We start from the raw sequence: 19838 nt of genomic DNA, 5'->3' as shown, positions 1-19838 counted from the left end.
TAATAATTCATATTAACAGATACTGATACTATATTAACCTTAAACTGGATATGTGGAATAAAAAAGTGAATTTTGAATAGAATGTGGTAGTATAGCACCTACTTGTATTGCATTATTGAACATTTAGTGCATAAGAGTGTTAAAAATTAAAACTGATTTTAAAATTGAGATAGGTAATAGCCCATAAATTGTAAATTCAAGTAGATTTTTAGGTCTTTAAAAACGCTCTTAGCTATAATTGATTAACTAAAACCAAAAAGTTTGAAAGTTCTCCCATTTAAAATACCCAAGCCTAGAAATGAAGCCCTAGTTTATCAAGTGGATAGGGAAGAGGCATTTTATGATCAACTTCACCAGCATGGAGAAATACAGATAAGTTATATTCCCCAAGGTGAAGGCACTTTGATCGTTGGCGATTCTATCAATGAATACAAGCCCAATGATATTCTTATCATTGGAGGTTTTGTGCCCCATGTTTTTAAAAGTGATACGGTAGCTTCTCCCATATCTGAAATGCATACGCTTTTTTTTGACCTACACTCCTTTGGTAAAGATTTTTTTGAAATAGCGGACCTTTCCCTAACCAAGGAATTCTTTAAGAAATCTGAGCTAGGAATGAGGGTCCTGTCCAATACAGAGCAAATTATTGATAAGTTTCATCAACTGCCTTCGCAGAATAAAGTAGAACAGATTGCTACGCTTTTGAATATTATGAGTTTGGTTACCAGATCAAAGACCGTCCCATTGTCATCATTTGTGTACAAAAAAACTTTCTCTGACGATGAAGGAAAACGAATGAACAATGTCTATAAATATGCCATGGAACAATTTGGGGAGCCAATAAGTCTTGAGGAAATTTCAAGCGTTGCCAATATGAGCCGTAATGCCTTTTGCCGCTACTTTAAGAAACGTACCAATAAGACCTTTTTTCAATTTTTGATAGAAATAAGGATCGAGAATGCTTGCAAACTAATTATCAACAAGCCAGAACTGTCCATCTCGTTGATTTCCGAAGAATGTGGGTTCAATAATATCGCCAATTTTAACAGAAAGTTCAAGGAGCTAAAAGGGTGTTCTCCAACGCAGTATCGTTCTCGATTTTAAAATTGGACCTAAGTAATAATTTTTCATCGCCCAATAAAAAAAGAGCGAACTATATTTCGTTCGCTCTCCTTACTCACACTAACTAGCTCAAACAAATAAGCTATTTTAATATCCTGGGTTTTGGTTTAAGTTAGAGTTGGTGTTCAACTCCTCTAAACCAATGGGAAATAAAGTGGTATACTCACCTTTTGGTGTATGATTGTACCAGCTTTTTGTCTGGTAAACTCCAAATCTGATTAAATCTGTCCTTCTTCTGGCCTCACCGGCAAATTCCCAGCCCAATTCGTCCAAAAATCGTCCGTAAGGTATAGCAGTTTGGTCTCCGGCATCTGCAATAGTGCCATCTTCAGCCAAGGTTCCGTACTGTACGGTTGTATCGCCTTCCAGTTCTGCGCCAGTTACGGTTGCATCTGCCAGGTCGTTGAACGATCGTGCACGCACTTGGGTAACAATCGTTGCGGCCTCATCGCTACTGCCCGTTCTAAGTAATGCTTCGGCTTTCATCATCAATACATCGGTATATCTTAAAAACGGAAAATCCACACTAAGCCCCCCGGTAGCACCAGGTTCTATCTCATATTTGCCACATCTAAAACCATCTGTAAAATCACAATCGTAAATACTGGGCATTTCCTTTACCAAGGTCATGACCACGCTACCGTCAGAGGCACTTAACTGATCGCCCATTAACCAGGTATCTGATAAACGATTGTCAGTTGGGGCATAGCTGTCTATGAACTGGGGGTTACAACTAGAACCTCCCCATGGTTGGGCCTGCATGCCAAAAACCAATCTGTGGTCCGGTAGTAACATTTTCATATGGGCGTTCCATTGTCCCGCAAAAATTTGGTCATAAGGTATGGCAAAGACCAATTCACTGTTACTTTCATTATTGGTACTAAAAATATCGGAATAACTATCTGACAATTGAAAAGCACCACTTTCTATTATTTTGTTACAAGCCTCTATGACCTTGTCCCAATTGCTAGTACCGGCATATACTTCTGAATTTAGGTATACCCTGGCCAATACATGGTAGGCGGCCCATTTGGTCATACGGCCATAGGTACTTACATCAACGGTTTCCGTTAAGCTAGGTATAACCTCGTTCAGCTCAGAGATGATAAAATTGTAGACCTCTGTACGAGAGCTTTGAACGGGCAGGTCTTCCCCATAACTTGAAATAATAGGGACATTGCCGTGAGAATCTACCAGCATGGAGTAATAGAGGGCCCTAAGCGCCCTCATTTCGGAAATAATGGAAACAGCCTGTTCTTCACTTACCGGTAACTGTTCAGATTCTATTTGTAAAATTACCCTATTGGCACTGTTGATGCCATTAAAACAGTTAATCCAAGTATTTCTAGGCTGCCATTGTGTTGGGGTCCACTCATGAAAATGCATTCTTTTATACGTACCGCCATCATCCCAACCGTTTGGTCTTGTAGGAGTTATGAACATATCTGCCGGTTCTTCCTGTAGGTCAAACCAACCTTGCCAGCCCATTACGTAGCGCATTGGGGTATAGGCCGATGCCATAACGGACACAATATCAGATTCTGAAGGAACAAATGATGATTCCGTCACTTCAGAAAATACTTCTTCCTCCAAATCGGTACAACCTATGGGTACAAACAATGCACAAACCGCTAGGATCGATATTTTAGTTTTAAGTGAAAACACTTTGTTGCTTATATTTTTCATAGTCGTTTAGTTTAGAATGTAAAATTGATACCTAAGGAAAAAGTTCTAATAGAGGGGTATTTGTCCCTTTCGTCATTACCTGGAGCCAAACCTTCTCTATCTACTTCTGGGTCAATACCCTTGTAGTCCGTAATGGTTGCCAAGTTTAAGCCAGAGGCATAAATCCGGAATGTTTCTGCAAACTTAATGGCATCTTTAGGTAAAGTATACCCTAGGGTAACATTGTCTATTTTTAGAAAGTCCCCGTCCTCCACATAATAGCTTACAAAACGCTGTACATCTTGCAATTCTGATTTTCCATAAACAAGGTCATATGCAGAATCCAAGGTATTGTAACTAACGGTAGGGTTCTCATAGAACATGCGCGAGAAATTCAGTATTTCATAATCCAGGGCGCCTCTTAAGTTTACCATTAGGTCCCAATTTTTATATTGTAAGGTATTGTTCCAGCTATAGTAGGCTTTGGGTAGACCATTACCTAAAATTTGGCGATCGTCCGTAGTAGCTTCCGTGGCGGGTACCAATGAACCGTCTGGTCTTTCAATGATCCAAATACCATCATCTGTAATATCCACACTTTTTAGACCAAAGAAGTTCCCAATAGGTTGGCCCTCTTGAACCCTATGTGTGCTAATTTGAATAGGCTCTCCCGTATATCCTTGATCAAAGAAATCGTTCGTTAATTGAAATGCGTCATTGGACAATGATACAATTTCATTGGTGTTGGTAGAATAGGTGAGGTTTGCGGTCCAATTAAAATTTTCTGTCTGTATAGGGGTAACGTTCAACAAAAATTCAAGACCTGTATTTTTGATTTCAGCAACGTTTGCCGCTATTGTTCCGAAAAAGTATGGTGGTGTTGGCACACTATAATTGAACAAAGCATCTTTGGTAGTTCTATTGTAGTAATCTATAGATCCGTTTATACGTCCGTCAAGGATACCGAAATCAAGACCAAGGTTAAATTCCTCTTTCTTTTCCCATCTTAGATCAGGATTTGCATTACGTGACGGTACTAGTTCCCTTACCCATTGTCCGTTGTTTAAAAAGTAAGAACCGTAATTTAGACCACTAAGTGCTTGGTAATTGGCACCGGCGTTAATACCCGTTACCCCAAATCCTGTTCTTAGCTTAAGGTTGGATAACCAATCCCAGTTTTCAGCAAAGGATTCTTGGTCTATACGCCAACCCAAGGATATACCTGGAAAATTACCCCATTTGTTATCGTCACCAAATCTTGAAGAACCTTCACGACGAATACTTGCCATTAAAAGGTAACGATTGTCATAGTTATAAGTGACCCTGGAAAAGAATGCGATCAACATATCTGAATTTTTATAACTCCCCATACCGGCTTCTCCCAATTGTAAACCTTGTCCACTTCCTAAATTATTATAGGTAAATCCATCTGTAGGAAAACGACGGTTGGTGGCATAAAAACCTTCATTGGTATTGTCTTCATAATTATACCCAAATAAACCGGTCACCTTATGTTTGCCAAAGGTATTGTCATAATCTAAAGTAAATTGGCCGTAGTTGCCTACATAGTCATCCGTACCTCTAGAGGCATAACCTTCTTGCCCGTTCTTTGTAGTGGAAACATGGTTTTTGGTTTGGTAAAAACCTCTTATGTTAGACTCTCCTTTACGGGTGTAAAGTCCCTTTAAGGTTACGTGGTCTCCAAAATCATAACTTAATGAAAAATCGAACCTAGTGTTTCTTAATTTATTTTCTCCAATAGTTTCTTGGATATATCCTACAGGATTATCATAAAAGTAGACATCCCTTTCAAACCAATTTCCATCTACGTCCCTAACAGGTTCAGTAGGGTTTCTAATGACTGCCTGTCTGTAGATGTAAGGGTTAAAACTTGTACCGTCACCTAATGCGTTATAGGTTTGCTCACTTAATATTATCCCTACATTGGCCTTTAATTTATTATCGAACATAGCATGGTTACCGCTAACTCTAGCCGTATATTTTTCACTGTTTGATTTTAGAAAAATACCGTCAAGATCTCTATAGTTTAATGATGCCGTCATGTTTGAAGTGGCATTACCGCCCCTAAAAATCAAGTTATGGACTTGGCTATAGGCATCTCGTGTAATTTCATCTACCCAATCAGTATTTGAACCAAAATCCTCCAAATTAGCCCCGTTGAAGGTATAACCTTCATCAAACTTTTGTCTAAGTTCCTCTGCATTTAAAAAATTCAATTGATTGGCAATAGTAGATAGTGACATATACCCGTTATATTCTATGGTAGATTTCATGTCGTTGGTTCCCTTCTTGGTAGTGATAATGATTACCCCATTGGTACCACGTGTTCCATATATTGCGGTAGCGGAACCATCTTTTAATACATCTATTGATGCAATATCCTCTGGTGCTACCGTATTTAGGCTTCCTGGTACCCCATCTACCAATACCAAAGGGTTGGTGCCCCCTAGAATACTAGATGTACCCCTAAGGCTTATCTGTGTTCCCTCTGTAGGATCACCCGAAGGTGCAGATACGGATAATCCGGCAACTTTACCTTGTATAAGTTGGGCAGCATCTTTAACGTTACCCTGAACAAAATCCTCTGACTTTACCGTAGCAACAGAGCTGGTAACATCTGCCCGTTTCTGGGTTCCATAACCAATAACGACAACCTCTGAAAGTTGTTCCAAATCCTCTTGTAGGGTAACATCTATTGTAGATGAGCTTACCGGAATTTCAGTAGTCTTAAAACCTAGGTATGAAATAACCAGTATGGCATCTGGACTTGATGTGGTCATTTGATAATTTCCGTCAAAATCAGAGACAACCCCGTTTGATGTGTTTTTTTCCATGACTGTAGCTCCAGAAATTGGAATTCCCTGTTGGTCGGTGATAGTTCCAGAAACTTCTTGCTGGGCAAAGGATATCTGAACAATCAAAAAGCAAATGATAGAAAAGAGCGTTCTTTTTTTGGGACAATTTGGTCTCCAAAGAATTTTTGGCAGTAATTTGGTCATCTTCATAATACGTTGTTGTTTGGATTGTTTATTATAAAATGCGTTACATTTTAACTTAACATTTACGAAAAGTTTAATAAACGTATATTTTACACTTGTAAACTTAAATATTATATCAGCTTGGGTTTTTTATATAATTATCCTGTTCTTGTACTATATTACCCATATTGCGTTATAAGACATATCAAATTGGCTAAGAAGCGTCATTTTTAAATTTTTTGTAAGCTTATATGGAGTAGGTAATTGGTGTTAAAAGCATACAGATGACCAAATATTTAATATCAGAGGCGCACATTGAAACTTTTATAGAAGCAATTTTATAGCCGAAATTATATGCCAAGGGAAAGAATACATTTTAAAATTGCCACAAGCTTCTGGAATAAGGCAAATTAATGTTATTTTAACACGTATAAACACTAATTTAATTACATACTGATCCCATGTCCAAAATTCCGTTTTTGCAATTGAACGAGCAATCCATTACAAAGCTGCAGTATATAACCATTATGATTTGCTTTTTAATGAATGTTTTGGACGGTATGGATGTTTTGATTATTTCTTATTGTGCCCCTGCAATTGCCACATCTTGGCAGATTGGACCGGAAGCCTTAGGTATTGTTTTTAGTGTAGGTCTGGCGGGAATGGCCTTAGGAGCATTGGTAATTGCTCCTTATGCAGATCATATTGGACGAAAAAAGATGATTCTGATAAGTGCTTTTCTAATGGGTGCCAGTGTTTTTTGTACAGGGTTTGCCCAAACAGTACCACAATTAATCCTGCTACGTTTATTAAGTGGATTAGGTATTGGTAGTATGTTGGCCACCACAGCGTCCCTTACTTCTGAATATTTGCCTAACAGGTCCAAGGATTTTTGGGTAAGTTTTGTATTGGCCGGGTATCCTATAGGAGCTATAATAGTTGGTTATGTAGCGGCTTCTGTAATCCCCGTTAGTGGTTGGCGTATGATGTTTAAATTGGCAGGTATTGCATCATTGGTTACCATACCCATCATATTTTTCTTCCTTTCAGAATCAATCGAATTTTATTTGAGCAAACAGCCAAGAAATGCTTTGCAAAAAGTCAACCGTATTTTAGAAAAGTTAAAAGTTTCTCCTTTATCGGAATTACCTAATAAATCAAATAAGTCACTTATCATATCCGTGGATCAATTACTTTCCAATACCTACAGGATATCTACCCTTAAACTATGGACAGCTTTATTCTTTGCTTTTGGATGCTTGTATTTTTTAATAAGCTGGATACCAAAATTGGCTACAAATGCGGGCCTGTCTATGGAATTGGCCATTTATTCCGGCACGGTATTTAATGTTGGGGCATTTTTTGGTATTGTGGTACAGGGGTATATTTCATCAAAAATTGGACTTAAAAAAACCATTGCTTTTTTTTTAGGAACTACTGCTTTTCTGATGGCTATATTCAATGTTTTTGTAGGCTCAGATTTTATTCTATTAATTTTTGGTTTGTTAGGGTTTACACTTCAAGGTGGTTTTGTTGGACTTTATGCCGTTGCGGCAAGGTTGTATCCGGCAGAATTTAGGACCACAGGTGTTGGTTGGGCCATTGGTGCTGGTAGGTTAGGGGGCGTATTAGGTCCCGCGCTTGGAGGTATTTTAATTGGATGGGGACTTTCCATGTCTACCAATTTTATGATTTTTGCAGTTCCGGCCTTTTTGGCGGGCGTTGTTACCTACTTTATTTCTTCAAAGGAGATACCTTAAAGGCAAATGTAATTTACCTCAGATTTTCACGGTTTTATGATGCGCCAAAAATGAACAGTATCATTTTAATACCAAGACCATAGTTGGTTATATTGATACTGAATAATAGTGTATCATCTATTTGTTTTTTCGGTATTCTAGATAATATCTATTAAGTGAAAATTTTATTGTTTAATCTTCCTTAATTAGTGTTTTACTCAAATTCTCTAATGAAACTCCTTTGGTTTCCGGCATTTTGGTAATTGCCCAAATCAGCTGAAAAACCATCATTGCACAAAAGAAATAATAAATATACCAAACTTGATCTTTCAATATTCCTTGACTGGCATCCAAGAAAAATGGGGTAATTAAAGTAATGATAGCAGCAAATATCCAGTGGACACTTACGCCCCAAGATTGTCCGTATGCACGTACGCTGTTTGGAAAAATTTCTGAAATGAAAACCCAAATTACTGCGCCTTGTCCTATAGCATGGGAGGCTACGAACGTACAGATAAAAGTAAGGGTCAATGTAGAGCCTAAATCCATTTGGAAACAAAGTCCTACCATAATCAAGCTTATTATGTATCCTATAGAACCAATGATAATTAATTGTCGTCTTCCCAGTTTATCCAATAAGCGAATTCCAATAAAAGTGAATATGAGATTTACGAGGCCAATAGCAATAGAATTGAATAACGATTCTTTGCCTCCAAGACCCGCTTGTTCTAAAATTTCAGGCGCATAATACAGGACAAAGTTAATACCGGAAAGTTGGTTAAAAAATGCTATAAAAAATGCAAGCCAGAGAACTTTAGAATATTTTTTTTGAAAAAGACCTTCACTCTTTGTAGAAACCTTAAGGTCTGTTTTTATTTCCAATAATTGTTTATCTGCCCCTCCATTTGGGTGTATGGTCTCTAAAATTTTTAGGGCTGCGGCATCATCTTTTTTATGTAGTGCCAACCACCTTGGGCTTTCAGGAACAGTAAAAACCATTAAAGTATATATAAATGCCGGTATAGCCTCTACACCTAGCATCCAACGCCAATCATTTGCACCGTCAAAATCCTTTAGCAACCAATTTGAAACAAAAGCGATTAAAATACCGAATACCAACCAAAATTGATAAAGTCCGCCAAGTTTGCCTCTATTTTCTTTAGAGGTTATTTCTGAAATATAGATAGGTGCGGCAACAGAAGAAATACCTACACCAACACCACCAATAAACCTAAAGAATGAGAATGAATAGGGGTCTTGCGCCAACGCGGAACCAAGTGCAGAAGCCAAAAACAGTATTCCTACCCAAATCAATGTTTTTTTACGCCCTAGGTTCTTTGTAGGAATGCCACCAAAAAGAGAACCCAAAACGGTACCCCAAAGTGCCATACTCATAATAAAAGTGCCATGGAATAAAGGAGAGGTGTTCCATAATTGTTTTATAGGTTCATTTGCTCCACTGATCACAACGGTATCAAATCCAAATAAAAAACCAGCTAGAGCAACGGTAATAGACCAAACAATTATTCTGTTCATTTTAATATAATTTTAAGAGTCGCTAAATATAATAAATCAAAACCGTTAATTCTTGTACTTAACAGACTACTATAATTTCATATAAGCAGTAACTTGTTATAAATTTTAAAATAACGAGATGAAAGAGTTAAAAGATAAGGTGGTTTATATTACCGGTGGTACAAAAGGAATAGGTTTTGGCGTAGCCCAATCATTATTGGCCCAAGGCATGAAGGTAGCTATTAGTGGCAGATCTCAGGAAAGTGTGGACAAAGCATTAAAAGATTTTAATAACGATGCGGTAATGGGTGTGGTTTCCGATGTTTCCAAAATTGAGGATGAAAAAAATGCAGTTTCCAAAATTCTTGAAAATTGGGGACAGTTAGATGCCGTTTTGGCGAATGCCGGTGTAGGTAATTTTGCGCCTGTAGATGAAATGACCGATGAACAATGGCACCAGATGATAGATACCAACTTAAACGGGGTTTTTCACACCTTGAAAGCATCTGTAGCGGCTTTAAAAGAATCTAAGGGATATTATATTACCCTAGCAAGTTTGGCAGGGACCAATTTCTTTGCCCAAGGGGCGGGTTATAACGCATCTAAATTTGGTGTGGTAGGTTTTACGCAAGCAGCAATGCTGGATTTACGTAAATATGATATTAAGGTTTCTACAATAATGCCTGGATCTGTAGCCTCCCAATTTAATGATAATGTACCCGGTGAAAAGGATGCCTGGAAAATTCAGCCAGAGGATATAGGTGAACTGGTGTTAGACCTTCTAAAGATGAATCCGCGGACATTACCTAGTAAAATTGAGGTTAGACCCACAAGACCGGATAAGAAATAAACTAAATTTCTTTTTCCGTAAATGGTATTTGGGGGTTACAAATTTCCTTTATCAATTGCGAAAGTATCTGCTCGAAATCTTGAATGACCTTAGTATTAATACTATGGTTTTTGGGGCCACGGGCAGATTCTTTTTGTGCAAAGAGCAAGGTGCCATCGGTAAAGTTCTTTAATGAAATGATACCTGCTTGTACAGTTAAGTTTGCGTTAGGGTTGGTTTTAAAATACATAAGTGCGTAACAAAGTAATTGAAATGCCTTACTGTATTGATAATCTTGAGTAAGGACCTCCCAATCCATTAATTCTACATTTCTGCGGTCTACTCTTCCGGTCTTGTAGTCTATAATTCTAGTTACGCCATCAAATTCATCTATACGGTCCAATTTACCCCTTAAGGTTATTGGAAAATCCAACCCTTCTATCTCTAGCGGAACCCGTAAGTCTTGTTCTAGGCCTATTATTTTTATGGTATGATGTGCTAGTTGCTCTATTTCAGTATCAATAAAAGTTTGGATGTACTTTAAAATTACATGAAAGGTGATGTAATTTTTCCCTGATTGGATATTACCCTCTTTAAATGTTTTTTGAAAATTATGGAGTACTGTTTTGTGTATATCCTTTTTTACCGCAATTAACCCCTCTTTAGTAAGGTAAGTATTTATTAAAGGGGTATAAAGAGCTTCTAAGGAATCGTGTACAATAGTCCCAAAAGTATTAGGAGCCAACGTTTCTTCCACTTCCAGAATATCGTTGATGTTCAATAAGTTCTGTTTGTAGAAATCTATAGGATTTCTAATATAATTGCTCAGTGAACTTGGTGAAAAGCCTTTGGCGGCCTTTTCCTTGATAAGTGCCACCAAACTTTCAGTTTTAGGAATTACATCTTGCGTAATAGGGTATGATTGTATTTGTGGTGTGGCAATGAATTCTTTAACATCGGTCCTGTATTCATCGGTCAACAATTGGGTAATAAGCCTGCTTTTTTCCCCGCCTTCCAATGCATCGGGTTCTGTATTATAAAGTATGTAAACGTTTTTTGCACGTTGTAATAATCTATAAAAATGATAGGTGTAAACGGCATCTTTTTCCTTATAGGTAGGTAAATCATTTTTTGTTTTCAGGTCAAACGGAATAAATGAATTGTTTGATTTTCCTGACGGAAGTATTCCTTCGTTTACAGAAGTAAGAATAACCGTTTCAAAATCTAATAATCTACTTTCTAGCATCCCCATGATTTGAATACCTTCTACGGGGTTACCTTGAAAATCCAATGTTTCTGTACTTAAAAATTGTTTATATAGTTGTTTTAAGCTTTTAAGGCTATTGATATAGGTAAAACTGTGGCAAAGGTCTTTAAGTTGGTTAAAAAGCGTGTAAAATTTGTATAGTTGTTCAAGTATAAACCCATCTTTGCTGACGGAATCTATTTGCCTTAATTCTTGCACCAATTCTAAGAAATGGTCAATTACCAAGTTAGGATTGTCTTTTACATCCTTAAAGAGCAGGGCAATAGTTTTGTGTTCACCCAATAATGATGAAATTTTGGATATGCTGATATACGACCAGTTATTTGTTTTTATGGTAGTAATCAATTGACGTGTAGATAATCCCATTTCATTAAACAACATTACGGTATAGGAATGTGTAAGTAGATTTAGTAGATGCTTATAAAACCACCCTTTTTCCGTTTTTTGTTCATGAAATTCTAGCAAGTGCAAAAAGAAACTTGCTAATGTGGTCAATTCTAATTTTTGACCCATGGTGATGTTAGTAGCGGTTATATCTTCAGGGATGAAGTTTAATAGCGGGTTGAGCAATTCTTCATTTCCCAAGACTATGGCAGCATTTTTTAATTGCTCAGGGGCATCTTTATGTATAGTTTGTAGAAGGTGACCAACATAATTTACTTGCGATATATTTTTAGGAACACCAATGACGTGAATTTTCTTTTTTGTTAAATAATAATTGGATATTCCTTTTAGGGGGTTGTTCTTTAATGCGGACCAAGTATTTTGATAGGCTCTAATGAAATAACCGGCATCATGTATTTCATCCTTTAAAAAAGATCCATCAATATCCCAGTAGATAGTTGCCGTGGTTTGTTGTAGTATGGATTGTATTAAATTACTCTCCGCTTTGTTTAGGGCATTAAATCCTAAGAAGATATGTTTTTTAGTTACATCATTTATATAGTCAGGTAATTTTTCAACCGAAGTTTTGTAGATAAGTCCTTGATGTCCTAGACCTTGTTGTAATAAGTTAGCATTAAATTCTTTGTAAATGTCCTTTAAATGTCTCCAAAAATGTAGATAATTCTCTATCATTTCAGATTTCTCAGCATGTAATGACCAATGGTTAACCTCTTGTATGGCAGCTACATTTTGGTAAAGTGTATTGGCATCAACCAGGTAACGGTCTATTTCATTAAAGTCTTGTAAGAGTATTTGTCCCCATTTTAAAAAGGAATCAAAAGATTCTTTTTCATAATCACCAATAGTCAAATAGGCTTTATAAAGCTCAAAAAGTTGAGTGGTTGTATTCGCTGTTACCAGACCAGAGATATGACCTATAAAATCTTCAATACTATAGATTTCAGGAGCTAAAATAGTTTGGTTTATACTTTTTCCTATTTCCTGCTGTAGAAAGACCCCAGCACGTTTACTGGGCAATACAAAGATGACATCTTCAATATCTTGTTCTGTGCCCAATACATCCTTAACGACATCTTTTATAAAACTTTGCATAGGGTAAAAATAAAAAAGCTCCGCATATTATGCGGAGCTTTTATTAAAACACTTAAGGTTTGTTTAAACTTATTTTACTAAGTTAATTTCTACCCTTCTGTTTTGAGCTCTACCAGCTCTTGTATTGTTTGTAGCGATTGGCTTGGACTCACCGTAACCAACTGCAGATAATCTAAATTCTTCAATTCCTTTGTCTACTAAGAATTCTTTTACAGAAAGAGCTCTTGACTCAGAAAGACTTTGATTTAATTTTTCGCTACCTACGCTATCAGTATGACCTTCAACGGTAAACTTAGCGTTTGGATATTCTTTAAGGATTGTAATAATATCAACCATTACAGAAGTAGACTCAGCTTTGATAGAAGATTTACCAGTATCAAATAAAATAGTTCTAGCATAATCGTTCAATTGCTTTTGTACTTCAGCAGTTACTTCAGGACAACCAGCGTTAGCTACAGTACCAGCAACTTCTGGACATTGATCGTCTTTGTCAAGAACACCGTCACCATCAGTATCTGGCCATGGGCAACCTTTGTTTTCAGCAGGACCAGCTTCAGAAGGACAAGAATCATCCTTATCGGCAACACCATCGCTATCAGCATCAGGACAACCAGCTAAAGCAGGAAGACCAGCTTCGTTAGGACAAGCATCATCCTTATCGGCAACACCGTCACCATCAGCATCAGGACATCCGTTCATTTCTTTAGAACCAGCTTCGTTAGGACAGCTATCTTTGCTATCTTCTATACCGTCACCGTCAGCATCTGGACAACCGTTGAAAGCTTCAAGACCAGCAACTTCTGGACAAGCATCATCTTTGTCATAGATACCATCACCATCAGTGTCAGTACCACCAAATTTAACAGAGATACCAGCTAAATGTTGAAAATGCTTAACTCCGTAATCTTCGAAAGCGTGCTTGTAAGTAGATTGTAATGTAAGACCTAAGTTGTCAGAGAACCAAATGTTCAAACCAAGACCACCATTTACAGTACCAGCACCAATTTCATCAACCCAAGTATAACCACCACCTATTTCGATAAAAGGATCTAGGACAGTTTCTCTTTTGATGAAATCATATTTTATTGTACCATCTATAGCATAGTGAGAAAGATCGTCAACACTAACGTCACCTAATTTGCTAATTTTATTAAGAGAACCTCTTGCTCCAATAGAGAAGCCATCACCAATGTGCTTAGATACACCTACATAAGAAATAGAAGGTAATATGTTCCAGTGGTCGTTCACATTAAAGAATTCGTTACCAAAAGAACTAACATCCCCAGTAGGGTATACGTCTATGGCATTAACCCCAAACTGTACTTGCCAAGGATTATTCTCGTCTTGCGCTTGTATGCTGTTAATACCTACAACTAGTAGGGCAGCAACCAATAATTTGCTAAGATGTTTCATGTATTTATTTTTAAGTTTAAGTGTTTATTAGCTGCAAATGTAACTTGTTAAATATTATTAACAAAATCAATTTCCTATTTTTTTTAACGCATTTAATAGATTAAAAGGCGCATTTAAACGATTTTTAGCTCTTTTCCGACTTCGGTAAATGCGTTTATGGCAGCATCTAAATGTTCTTTTGTATGTGCTGCGGATAATTGCACTCGTATACGGGCTTTTCCTTTTGGAACTACTGGGTAGAAAAAACCAATAACATATATACCTTTCTCCAATAACCTGTTTGCCATGTCCTGTGAGAGTTTGGCGTCATAAAGCATAACGGGAACAATGGCAGAATCTCCATCTACAATATCAAATCCGGCTTTCTTGATGCCTTTTTTAAAGTACGCTGTGTTTTCCTGTAATTTATCCCTTAACGAGGTGTCGTTCTCTAACATGTCAAACACTTTTATGGATGCCCCTACTATGGCCGGTGCCAAGGAGTTTGAAAATAGGTACGGTCTGGAGCGTTGCCTAAGCAAGGAGATAATTTCCTTTTTACCTGTGGTGTAGCCTCCCATTGCACCTCCCAAGGCTTTTCCTAGTGTTCCGGTTATAATATCTATTCTTCCCATAACCCCTTTTTCCTCTAATGTTCCCTTGCCTTTTTCCCCTATAAATCCGGTAGCATGGCATTCATCTATCATGACCAATGCATCATACGCATCGGCCAGGTCACATATTTTATCTAAAGGAGCTACAAGTCCGTCCATGGAGAAAACACCATCCGTCACAATAATTTTAAAACGGGCGCCATCTTCGTTCGCTTTTATTAATTGGGCTTCCAAATCTGCCATATCGTTGTTGGCGTACCTATATCGCTTTGCTTTACACAATCTTACGCCATCAATAATAGAGGCATGGTTTAATGAATCCGATATAATGGCATCTTCTGCGGTGAGCAAAGGTTCAAATACACCACCATTGGCATCAAAGGCTGCTGCATATAATATGGTATCCTCGGTATCATAGAAATGGGCTATTTTTCTTTCCAGTTCCTTATGGATGTCCTGCGTACCGCAAATGAACCTAACCGAAGACATTCCAAAGCCATGGCTATCCATGGCATCCTTTGCTGCCTGTATAACCTCTGGGTGTGAAGAGAGACCTAAATAATTATTAGCGCAAAAGTTGATAACTTCCTGGCCGGTATCTATTTTTATAACCGCATTTTGTGGAGAAACAATTACCCGTTCCTCTTTAAAGAGTCCATCATCTTTAATGGATTGTATTTCTTGCTCTAAGTGTTGCTTAATTTTTCCGTACATATGTTTTAAATATATTCTAGTTCTATTTCTGTATTAATATACACAATGATTTTTTGTGCTATGGTAATACCCATGTTGGCAAATCCTTGGCCGTAGGCGTTTATTTGGTGGTGGTAATTAGTGTTACGCTCTCCTGTTTTATAATCAATGATGGTTGCATTCTTGTTTTTTATGACTACACGATCCGGTCTTAATACGGTACCGTCCTGTAATAGAAGGTCTCTTTCATTTAATACTTCCCAGCCTTCTTCATAAAATTGTTGTAAATCTTCGTGAAAGAGTACTTGTTGTACTTTCTTTTTAAAATGATCACCTTCTATAGTTTTGATCAATCCTTTTTGTTCTGCCATTTGCATGGCGCGATCTAGGTCAGATGCCTTTATGATCATGCTTAAAATAAAATGGATAATATTACCTTGGTCTATAGCGGTATCCAAACCTTCGTTCCAAAGAATTCCAGAGGTGGCTAATATTTTAAATTCCGGTCTGTCTTTATAGGTATATATATAAGGTATGGTAAATTCTCCTGAATTGATGGTTTTAGGTTGGGCACAATGTGTTAACGAGCCAAAATCATAGGTAAGTTGATTTGGCTGCCAATTTCCGGAATCTTTAAGATAATGTATGAATAACCCGGAATAGTAATTGGTATTATGCTCACCTTTTTTATCTATGCTATTTGAACTAATGATGAACAATGCATTTACGGCTCTGGTAAGGACAACATATAAAAGGTTGTATGCATCTAGTTGTAGCTTTTGGTGATCGGCATCATAAAGTTCAGATTCCAGGTCCCCGTAATTTTTAACCTCTTGTTTTTTATTGATCAACAATTCGTTAAAACCTAAAAAGTCATCGCTGTTAACCGGTAACCATATTTTGGGGTCAATTTCCTCGTAGATATTAGAATTGGCATAAGGGAATATGACAACGGGAAACTCCAACCCTTTAGATTTATGAATGGTCATGATTTGTACCGATTCCACATTTTCTGGAGTACTAATGCTTGTTACATGTCCTTTTTTATCCCAATAATCCAAAAAAGATTGCATATCTGACCCTTGCTTTTGTTCAATATCAAATACAAGGTCCATAAATGCGGAAAGGTGGGCATCTGAATCTGGATTTAAGTCAAATACTTTTATGGCATACGCCAAACCATCAAAAACAGATGTTTTACGTAATACAGTTATATCTAACCCATAAGTGTCCAAAAAGTGATTGTCCAGGCAGTTAAGATTTTTATGGATATAGGAATGTTTGTCCGGCTTGTTTTCTGCCAAAAAATGTAAAAGGCTATATTGAATATCCTGTTCTAAAGGTTGTACCATATACCGTACCAATTGCACCAAAAACATGACTTTAGGATTACCGCCAAGTAATAAGGAATCTGATGAAATTACTGGGATGTCATGTTCCATTAAATAATTGGCAAGGATAAACCCATGTTTCTTTTTCCTAATGATAATACAGATATCTTTATAGGAATACCCTTTGGACAAGCAAGTAGCTATGGATTGTAGCGTTTGTTGGCCATATATCTCATCATCATCTTCTTCAAGAAGCGTAATATTTACAAATCCTCCTTCTTTATTAGAGATTTCTTGTTGGTTGCCCAGTTTAAAAAACTCTTGGTATAGCGTATTTTCCAAAAAGGGACTAATACTTTGAAAGAAGTTATTGTTGAAGTTGATGATTTCTGCACAACTTCTAAAGTTCTTGGGTAAGGTTACCAATGAAGATGCTATGGTAAATGGGTGTGTTTGGTGGGTTGCCAAATCTAGAAATTGCTCTGCCTTTCCTCCCCGCCATCTATAAATGGCTTGTTTTGGGTCGCCCACCAAAAATAAGGAACCAGTATTTCCAAGTTCATCTTGACCTTCCATGGCATTGCCAATCAAAGGAATTAGGTTTTCCCATTGCATTTGTGACGTATCCTGAAATTCATCAATAAAATAATGGCGGTATTTTTCTCCAAGACGTTCATAAATAAATGGGGCCGGTTGGTCCATTACCTCATTGGCTATAAGGGTATTGAATTCAGAAATAGAAAGCTGGTCTTTTTCCTCTTGAATGGTTTTAAGTTCCTTTTGTATAGCATTTAAAAGGGCAAAGGGTATAATATTTCTATTGATATTGGCATACAATCCCCTTTTAAAAATAAGCTGTTTTATAGATTGATAATGGTCAAGCAATTGCGGGGCCAGATCTACCGGGGCATCTTTAACTGTAGCTTTTACTATTTTACTTTCAATTAAATTATCTTCTAATTTGTTGTTGTAGAGTTGCGTGGGAGTATAGTTTCCGGCAATTATTTTTTTAAAATGATTGGGTAATGTTTCTCTTGGAAAATCTTTAAAATCTAACCCTGATGCGGTCATTATATCAATAGCTGCGGTGGCAAGCTCAACAATATGCTTCTCTAGGTTTTTGGTTTGTTTTTTTAGATGGCTTTGTAGTTTCAAGAAATCAACTAGTTCAACATCTTTTAACTGTTTTAAATGTTCGGCATTATTTTCATCAAAAAGAAGTTTCCCAATTTTTAAAAGGTCAAAAGCAATGTCCCAACTGCGGTCATCTTCTATTTTTTCCAAGGCAAAGTCTAACAATACTTTTGTAAACTCTTCACTTTCTCCTGCTTTATCAATAACCCGTTCCACGGCTTCTTGTAAAAGAAGATCAACATCCAGTACAACTTCAAAATTCTGGGGAATCTTTAGATCTTTTGCAAAGGTTCTAATAAGCCGGTGCGTAAATTTGTCTATGGTAGAAATATCAAAAAAGGCATAATTGTGTAAAATTTGCTTTAGCCTTAATTTGCTGAGTTCGGTAAGTTCATCAAACGTATAATTGGTCTCATGTAGTATATCTTTTAATAATGGACTGGAATTTTCAATAGTTGGAGTTCTTGAAAATTCATGAAGACTGTTTAAAATTCGATGCTTCATTTCATTTACCGCCTTGTTGGTAAATGTTATGGCCAAAATTTTTCTGAAATTTTGAGGAGATGCCAGTATAATTTTCAAGTATGCTTTGGCAAGGGCATAGGTTTTGCCCGAACCTGCAGAAGCATTATATATGGTAAAAGAATTACTGGACACTGATTTTTACCGCAAATTAAGGATTCCTGTACAGTTCTTAACAAATTATTTAGTGAATATAAATGTTAAAATTCGTAGCTTTGATAGACAATTAATATTAACATAAAAACAAATAAATTATGGCTTTTCAATTACCGAAATTGCCTTATGCCTATGATGCTCTTGAGCCTCATATAGACGCTAGGACAATGGAAATACATCATACTAAACATCATAATGGATATACTTCTAAATTAAACGCTGCCATAGAAGGTACTGATTTAGAGCAAAAATCTATTGAAGATATTTTAACAGGGTTGGATATGGATAACGGTGCCGTTAGAAACAACGGTGGCGGTTTTTATAACCATTCTTTGTTTTGGACTATTTTAGCTCCTAACGGCGGAGGTAAACCTAGTGGCGAACTTGCAGATGCTATTGATAGTGCTTTTGGCTCTTTTGATGGTTTTAAGGATAAGTTTTCCAGTGCTGCCGGCACCAGGTTTGGTTCAGGTTGGGCTTGGTTATGTGTTCATAAAGGGGGTAAATTAGAAGTTTGCTCTACGCCTAATCAAGATAACCCACTTATGCCTGGTGTAGGTTGTAGTGGTTTTCCAATTTTAGGTTTAGATGTTTGGGAACATGCTTATTACTTAAATTATCAAAATAAAAGACCAGAGTATATAGAAGCCTTCTTTAACCTAATTAACTGGGAAGAAGTCTCTAGCCTATACGCAGCAAATAAATAAAGTTTGTTGAAAATACTTTCTTAAGCCACCTAAATTTTTAGGTGGTTTTTTTATGGATAAAAAATAGAAAAGGGCGGAGAAATCTCCACCCTTTTCGTCCCAAATCTTACCATAAACTTAACCTACTTATGCTATGGCAACACTAAATTACTGGTATTGAGCAAATAAAAAAAGAAAATTTAATAAAAATAATTGCTTTTATTTGTTCCAAGTTTTTCTAAAAATGCCGTTTCTCTAAGGTAATATAGGGGTTGAGCGCTAAAAAGAGTGTAAAATAAAAAGGCGGAGCATTGCTCCGCCTTTTCCCCAAATCTTACCATGAACTTAACCTACTTATGCTATGGTTCTCCAAATATATTACCGGGTAGCCTTGTAATGAAAATTTTGCGTTGAACTCCCCAAACATTGGTCAAACGGTTGGTTTATCTTAATAGTTTTTCTAATCTGTTTCAAATTTGAAAGAATGGTTTTAAAATAAAAAGACGGAGCGTTGCCCCGTCTTTTCCCCAAATCTTACCATGAACTTAACCTACTTATGCTATGGTTCTCCAAAGGTATAGTGTTGTGCTATGATGTTAAAAGGAATTTGTTAAACGCCACTTAAAGACGTTAAAAGGTCATTATTAGGATAAAAAGGAACGTTGAAAACTATTCTG

At 36.9% G+C, this 19838-nt stretch carries 11 protein-coding genes; 4 read left to right on the top strand and 7 right to left on the bottom strand.

All coding sequences use genetic code 11. The features are described from left to right. Positions 1-261: 261 nt before the first annotated feature. Complete coding sequence (locus ABVM52_RS06955; RefSeq protein ID WP_405384686.1) at positions 262-1104, top strand: AraC family transcriptional regulator; 843 nt, start codon at positions 262-264, stop codon at positions 1102-1104. A 105-nt stretch (positions 1105-1209) separates the two neighbouring features. Here ABVM52_RS06955 and ABVM52_RS06950 read toward each other — a convergent pair whose 3' ends face one another. Beyond that, a complete protein-coding gene (locus ABVM52_RS06950; protein WP_405384685.1) occupies positions 1210-2808 on the bottom strand; it encodes a RagB/SusD family nutrient uptake outer membrane protein in 1599 nt (532 codons plus the stop codon). An 11-nt stretch (positions 2809-2819) separates the two neighbouring features. Next, the gene (locus ABVM52_RS06945) at positions 2820-5813 is read right to left on the bottom strand and encodes a SusC/RagA family TonB-linked outer membrane protein (protein ID WP_405384684.1); all 2994 of its coding nucleotides are present in this window, start codon (positions 5811-5813) and stop codon (positions 2820-2822) included. A 434-nt stretch (positions 5814-6247) separates the two neighbouring features. Here ABVM52_RS06945 and ABVM52_RS06940 point away from each other — a divergent pair, with 434 nt between their 5' ends. Beyond that, positions 6248-7546, top strand: coding sequence for an MFS transporter (locus ABVM52_RS06940; protein WP_405384683.1), 1299 nt, complete (start codon positions 6248-6250; stop codon positions 7544-7546). Between the two features lie 171 nt (positions 7547-7717). Here ABVM52_RS06940 and ABVM52_RS06935 read toward each other — a convergent pair whose 3' ends face one another. Then, positions 7718-9061, bottom strand: a complete 1344-nt coding sequence (locus ABVM52_RS06935; RefSeq protein ID WP_405384682.1) for a sugar porter family MFS transporter — start codon at positions 9059-9061, stop codon at positions 7718-7720. Positions 9062-9179: 118 nt separating this feature from the next. Here ABVM52_RS06935 and ABVM52_RS06930 point away from each other — a divergent pair, with 118 nt between their 5' ends. Further along, positions 9180-9890, top strand: coding sequence for an SDR family oxidoreductase (locus ABVM52_RS06930; protein ID WP_405384681.1), 711 nt, complete (start codon positions 9180-9182; stop codon positions 9888-9890). Position 9891: 1 nt separating this feature from the next. Here the strand turns inward: ABVM52_RS06930 and ABVM52_RS06925 are convergent, their stop codons facing one another. The 4 genes from ABVM52_RS06925 to ABVM52_RS06910 form a co-directional block, all read right to left on the bottom strand. Beyond that, positions 9892-12633 (bottom strand): PD-(D/E)XK nuclease family protein, encoded by a 2742-nt coding sequence (locus tag ABVM52_RS06925; protein WP_405384680.1) that lies wholly within the window; start codon positions 12631-12633, stop codon positions 9892-9894. A gap of 69 nt (positions 12634-12702) precedes the next feature. After that, complete coding sequence (locus ABVM52_RS06920) at positions 12703-14046, bottom strand: OmpA family protein (protein WP_405384679.1); 1344 nt, start codon at positions 14044-14046, stop codon at positions 12703-12705. A gap of 113 nt (positions 14047-14159) precedes the next feature. Then, entirely contained in the window at positions 14160-15353 is a 1194-nt protein-coding gene (gene kbl, locus ABVM52_RS06915; protein WP_405384678.1) for a glycine C-acetyltransferase, read from the bottom strand. 5 nt (positions 15354-15358) lie between these two features. After that, positions 15359-18454 carry a UvrD-helicase domain-containing protein gene (locus tag ABVM52_RS06910; protein ID WP_405384677.1) on the bottom strand — a complete coding sequence of 1032 codons (3096 nt, stop codon included), beginning with the start codon at positions 18452-18454 and terminating at the stop codon, positions 15359-15361. Positions 18455-18573: 119 nt separating this feature from the next. Here ABVM52_RS06910 and ABVM52_RS06905 point away from each other — a divergent pair, with 119 nt between their 5' ends. Continuing rightward, positions 18574-19182 (top strand): superoxide dismutase, encoded by a 609-nt coding sequence (locus ABVM52_RS06905; RefSeq protein WP_405384676.1) that lies wholly within the window; start codon positions 18574-18576, stop codon positions 19180-19182. The last annotated feature ends 656 nt before the right edge of the window (positions 19183-19838 follow it).

The organism is Maribacter sp. LLG6340-A2 (assembly GCF_045057105.1).
GTDB lineage: Bacteria > Bacteroidota > Bacteroidia > Flavobacteriales > Flavobacteriaceae > Maribacter.
The sequence above is the reverse complement of the archived record's forward strand: the minus strand, read 5'-3'. Positions and strand labels throughout refer to the sequence as shown.

What these genes read in the sequence shown, in the direction of transcription:
- ABVM52_RS06950 (WP_405384685.1), bottom strand. Translation starts at nt 2,808, where the DNA reads ATGAAAAATATAAGCAACAAAGTGTTTTCACTTAAAACTAAAATATCG.
- ABVM52_RS06945 (WP_405384684.1), bottom strand. Translation starts at nt 5,813, where the DNA reads ATGAAGATGACCAAATTACTGCCAAAAATTCTTTGGAGACCAAATTGT.
- ABVM52_RS06940 (WP_405384683.1), top strand. Translation starts at nt 6,248, where the DNA reads ATGTCCAAAATTCCGTTTTTGCAATTGAACGAGCAATCCATTACAAAG.
- ABVM52_RS06935 (WP_405384682.1), bottom strand. Translation starts at nt 9,061, where the DNA reads ATGAACAGAATAATTGTTTGGTCTATTACCGTTGCTCTAGCTGGTTTT.
- ABVM52_RS06930 (WP_405384681.1), top strand. Translation starts at nt 9,180, where the DNA reads ATGAAAGAGTTAAAAGATAAGGTGGTTTATATTACCGGTGGTACAAAA.
- ABVM52_RS06925 (WP_405384680.1), bottom strand. Translation starts at nt 12,633, where the DNA reads ATGCAAAGTTTTATAAAAGATGTCGTTAAGGATGTATTGGGCACAGAA.
- ABVM52_RS06920 (WP_405384679.1), bottom strand. Translation starts at nt 14,046, where the DNA reads ATGAAACATCTTAGCAAATTATTGGTTGCTGCCCTACTAGTTGTAGGT.
- kbl (WP_405384678.1), bottom strand. Translation starts at nt 15,353, where the DNA reads ATGTACGGAAAAATTAAGCAACACTTAGAGCAAGAAATACAATCCATT.
- ABVM52_RS06905 (WP_405384676.1), top strand. Translation starts at nt 18,574, where the DNA reads ATGGCTTTTCAATTACCGAAATTGCCTTATGCCTATGATGCTCTTGAG.